Below are 4,251 nucleotides of genomic sequence, written 5' to 3'. Positions count from 1 at the left end.
GTTGAATTCGCTGTAGCACATGTGGGTGTGGATCTGGGTTTCGTCGCGCACACCGCTGGCGCTCAAACGGAAAGCTTCCACCGCCCAGTCCAGGTATTCCTGCCATTGCGCCCGGCGCAGAGGCAAGCCTTCGCGGAAGGCGGCTTCGTCGATCTGGACGATTTTGATGCCGGCGTTTTCGAGGTCGACTACTTCGTCACGCAGGGCCAGCGCCAATTGTTGCGCCTGGATTTTGCGCGACACGTCTTCACGGGGGAACGACCACATCAGCATGGTCACGGGACCGGTAAGCATGCCTTTCATGACCTTGTCGGTCAGGCGCTGTGCATACGTGATCCAGTCGACGGTCATCGCCTTCGGGCGGCTGAGGTCGCCGTAGATAATCGCCGGTTTCACGCAGCGCGAACCATAACTCTGGACCCAGCCGAAACGGGTGAACAGGTAGCCATCCAGTTGCTCGGCGAAGTACTCGACCATGTCATTGCGTTCGGCTTCGCCGTGCACCAGCACGTCCAGACCAAGGCGTTCCTGTATTTGCACGGCGTGGCGGATTTCGCTGTGCATGGCGTCGGTGTAATCGTTGGCCGACAGCTTGCCCTGCTTGAACGCCTGACGCGCCAGCCGGATCGAACCGGTCTGCGGGAATGAGCCGATGGTGGTGGTCGGGAATGCCGGCAGTTTCAAGCGGGCGCGTTGCTGCTCGATGCGCYGGGCAAACGGCGACTGACGTTGGCTGTCCGCTGCACCGATGGCGGCGATCCGCGCTTGCACGGCGGCTTTATGGATGCGCGGTGATTCGGCGCGGCTGGCCTGAATCGCCCGGCTTTCGGCCAGTGCAGTTTGCACTTTTGGCGATTGCGGATCGTTGAGGGCGTCGCGCAACACGGCGATCTCGCCACACTTTTGCACCGCAAACGCAAGCCAGCTTTTAAGTTCCGGGTCGAGTTTGTCCTCGCGCTCCAGATCCACCGGGCTGTGCAGCAGCGAGCAGGAACTGCTGACCCACAGGTTGTCGCCAAAGCGTTCCTGGGCCGGTTGCAGTTGCGCGAGCACTTGCTCCAGTTCACAGCGCCAGACGTTGCGACCGTTGACCAGACCGACCGAGAGAATCTTGTAGGTCGGCAGACGATCCAGCACTTGGCCAAGTTGATCCGGCGCGCGGACTGCATCGATGTGCAGGCCTTGCACCGGCAGGCCGACGGCCAGGCCGAGGTTGTCTTCCAGACCGCTGAAGTAGGTAGCGACCAGTTTTTTCAGCGGTGAATATTGAAGGATGTGGTAGGCGCGCTCAAACGCATTTTTCCAGGCTTGCGGCAGGTCGAGGGTCAGGATCGGTTCGTCGATCTGCACCCATTCCACGCCTTGAGCGGCGAGGCGCGTGAGGATTTCGTTGTACACCGGCAGCAGGCGTTCCAGCAGGTCGAGTTTGTCGAAGTCGTTGCCTTTTGCCTTGCCCAGCCACAGGTAAGTCAGCGGGCCGATGATCACCGGTTTGACGTTATGACCGAGGGCCTTGGCTTCGTCGACTTCGTGGAACAGCTGCTCCCAGCTCAGCTTGAATGTTTGGTCTGCGCTGAATTCCGGGACCAGGTAGTGGTAGTTGGTGTCGAACCACTTGGTCAGCTCCTGGGCGTATTGCGCGGTTCCATGTTCGCCGCCGCAGCAGGTCGCCGTGGCGCCTCGGGCCATGGCGAACAGGGTGTCGAGGGTCGGCAGGCCGTTGGCGTCCTTGGCACTGTCGAAACGCTCGGGGATCACGCCGAAGGTCAGGGAGTGGGTCAGCACCTGGTCGTACCAGGCGAAGTCGCCAACTGGCAGCAGGTCGATGCCGGCGTCTTTCTGCAACTGCCAATGGGTGGAGCGCAGTTGGCGGCCGACGCTGTGCAGCGAGTCCTGATCGAGGTCGCCCTTCCAGTAGGCTTCGAGGGCTTTTTTCAGTTCGCGGTCCGCGCCGATGCGTGGGAAACCAAGTGTGTGGGCCAGCGCCATGGTGAATTCTCTCTATAAAAGATGCTGTAAAACATGGCGCTATTGTCGACAGCCAACCCATCATGAGACAAACTCAACCTTTTCGTGTTGATCACAAGTTTTCCTCATGGAGCCCTCCGGTGCTTGAAATCCGTCACCTCAAGACCCTGCACGCCTTGCGTGAATCCGACAGCCTGGTCGATGCCGCCGACCGTCTGCACCTGACGCAATCGGCCCTGTCCCACCAGTTCAAGGAACTGGAGGAGCGCATGGGCATGCCGTTGTTCGTGCGCAAGACCAAGCCGGTACGATTCACCAGCGCCGGTTTGCGCCTGCTGCAACTGGCCGACGCAACCCTGCCACTGCTGCGCGGTGCCGAGCGTGACATCGCGCGTTTGGCCGGCGGCACGGCCGGGCGCTTGCACATGGCGATCGAGTGCCACAGTTGCTTCCAGTGGCTGATGCCGACCATCGACCAGTTCCGCGATGCGTGGCCGGAAGTCGAACTCGACCTGGCCTCGGGCTTCGCCTTTGCTCCGCTGCCAGCGCTGGCCCGTGGCGATCTGGATCTGGTGGTGACCTCTGATCCGCTGGAAATCGCGGGCATCACTTACGTGCCGCTGTTCACCTATGAAGCCATGCTGGCGGTGGCCAACCAGCACCGGTTGGCGAGCAAGGCGTACATCGTGCCAGAAGACTTGCTCACGGAAACCTTGATCACCTACCCGGTGGAACGTGATCGGCTGGACATCTTCACCCGTTTCCTCGAACCGGCCGACATCGAACCGGCGCAAGTCCGCACCTCGGAACTCACGGTGATGATGATGCAACTGGTGGCCAGCGGTCGCGGCGTGTGCGGCATGCCGCATTGGGCGCTGCATGAGTACAGTTCGCGGGGTTACGTGAAGGCCAAGCGGCTGGGCGAGAAAGGCTTGTTTGCGACGCTGTACGCGGGCATCCGCGCGGACATGCTGGATGCGCCGTATATGCGTGATTTTTTGCTGACGGCGAAGGACACATCCTTCTCGACACTCGACGGCGTCAGCTCGCGAAGGCGTCGTGACAGTCGACATTTGCTTTGACTGATACTCCGCCTTCGCGAGCAAGCCCGCTCCTACATTAAATAGCGGTGGGTTTAGATTTCCCGCCACATATGGATCTTGTCGAAGTAGTCCTCGCCCACCCGCACTGCGAGCGGTTCGAGGCCGAACTGGATGAAGCCGCAGCGGTGGTAGAGGTTGAACGCGGCTTCGTTGCCGGCGGTGACGGTCAGTTGAATGACCTTCACCGCCGGATGATTGCGCGCTTCGGCCAACGCCGCCTGCACCAGTTGAAACCCAAGTCCGCGCTGGCGAACCGTGCCCGACACGTACATGCCGAATAGTATCGCCTTGTGCCGGGCCTTTTCCCGAGACTCGAAAGCGAGACCGACAATGCCCGCCAACCTGCCTTCGTCAAACGCCCCAAACACCACATCCAGATTGCTGGTCAGACGCTTTTCCCACCAGCTCAGCGGCATCGCGGCGCGTTCGCGCACACTTGATGTGAAGGCCTGCGGATGCACGTCGTAGGCTTCGAGCATCAATTCCCGGTAGGCCACGGCATGGCTGGCATCGAGCCGTTCAATCCACATGTTCACGCCGTCCTGCGTTGCTCAAGCATCAGCCGCACTGCCAGTGCCGCCAACACCCCACCCATGACATAACGCTGCACCGCCAGCCACGTCGGGTTCTTGATGAACCAGGACGCGATGCCTGCTGCGAATAGCGCGATCAGCAGGTTGACGCAGAAACTGACGCTGATCTGAGTGAGGCCAAGGATGAGGCTTTGGCTAAACACCGAGCCATGTTCAGGGTTGATGAACTGCGGAAACACTGACAGGTAAAACACCGCGATCTTCGGGTTCAGTGCGCTGGTGAGAAAACCCATGGTGATCAGCCTGCGCGATGAATCCGGTGGCAACTGCTGCGGCTCAAACGGTGAACGCGCACCGGGTTTGACCGCCTGCCAGGCCAGCCACAGCAAGTACAACGCCCCCGCCCATTTCAACACTTCATAGGCCATCGGCACCGCCAGGAACACCGCAGTCAAACCCGCCGCAGCGGCGAACAAATGCACGAAGAACCCCGCGACCACGCCGAGCAAGGACGTCACGCCAGCCTTGCGCCCTTGGCAGATCGAACGGGAGATCAGGTAGATCATGTTCGGCCCCGGCGTCAGCACCATCAGCAACGCGGCAGCAGCGAAAATCAGCAGGTCTTGAAGCGGGATCATGAGCAATCC

General features: G+C 60.8%; 4 protein-coding genes. 1 reads left to right on the top strand and 3 read right to left on the bottom strand.

Translation table 11 applies throughout. From position 1 onward, the window contains the following. Positions 1 to 1,989: 5-methyltetrahydropteroyltriglutamate--homocysteine S-methyltransferase (gene metE / locus AC1DRJ_RS22820; protein WP_477804140.1), on the bottom strand; the 1,989-nt coding region annotated here is incomplete at its 3' end. A gap of 119 nt (positions 1,990 to 2,108) precedes the next feature. Here metE and metR point away from each other — a divergent pair. Beyond that, entirely contained in the window at positions 2,109 to 3,050 is a 942-nt protein-coding gene (metR, locus tag AC1DRJ_RS22815; RefSeq protein ID WP_477804139.1) for a transcriptional regulator MetR, read from the top strand. 53 nt (positions 3,051 to 3,103) lie between these two features. Here metR and AC1DRJ_RS22810 read toward each other — a convergent pair whose 3' ends face one another. Next, positions 3,104 to 3,601, bottom strand: coding sequence for an N-acetyltransferase family protein (locus tag AC1DRJ_RS22810; protein ID WP_477804138.1), 498 nt, complete (start codon positions 3,599 to 3,601; stop codon positions 3,104 to 3,106). Between the two features lie 2 nt (positions 3,602 to 3,603). Beyond that, positions 3,604 to 4,242: a LysE family translocator gene (locus AC1DRJ_RS22805; RefSeq protein ID WP_477804141.1), complete on the bottom strand. Its 639-nt coding sequence runs from the start codon at positions 4,240 to 4,242 to the stop codon at positions 3,604 to 3,606. Positions 4,243 to 4,251 lie beyond the last annotated feature (9 nt).

It is taken from the genome of Pseudomonas sp. P5_B2, from assembly GCF_056400445.1.
Note: the sequence above shows the minus strand (reverse complement) of the source record. Positions and strands in the feature narration are given on the sequence as shown.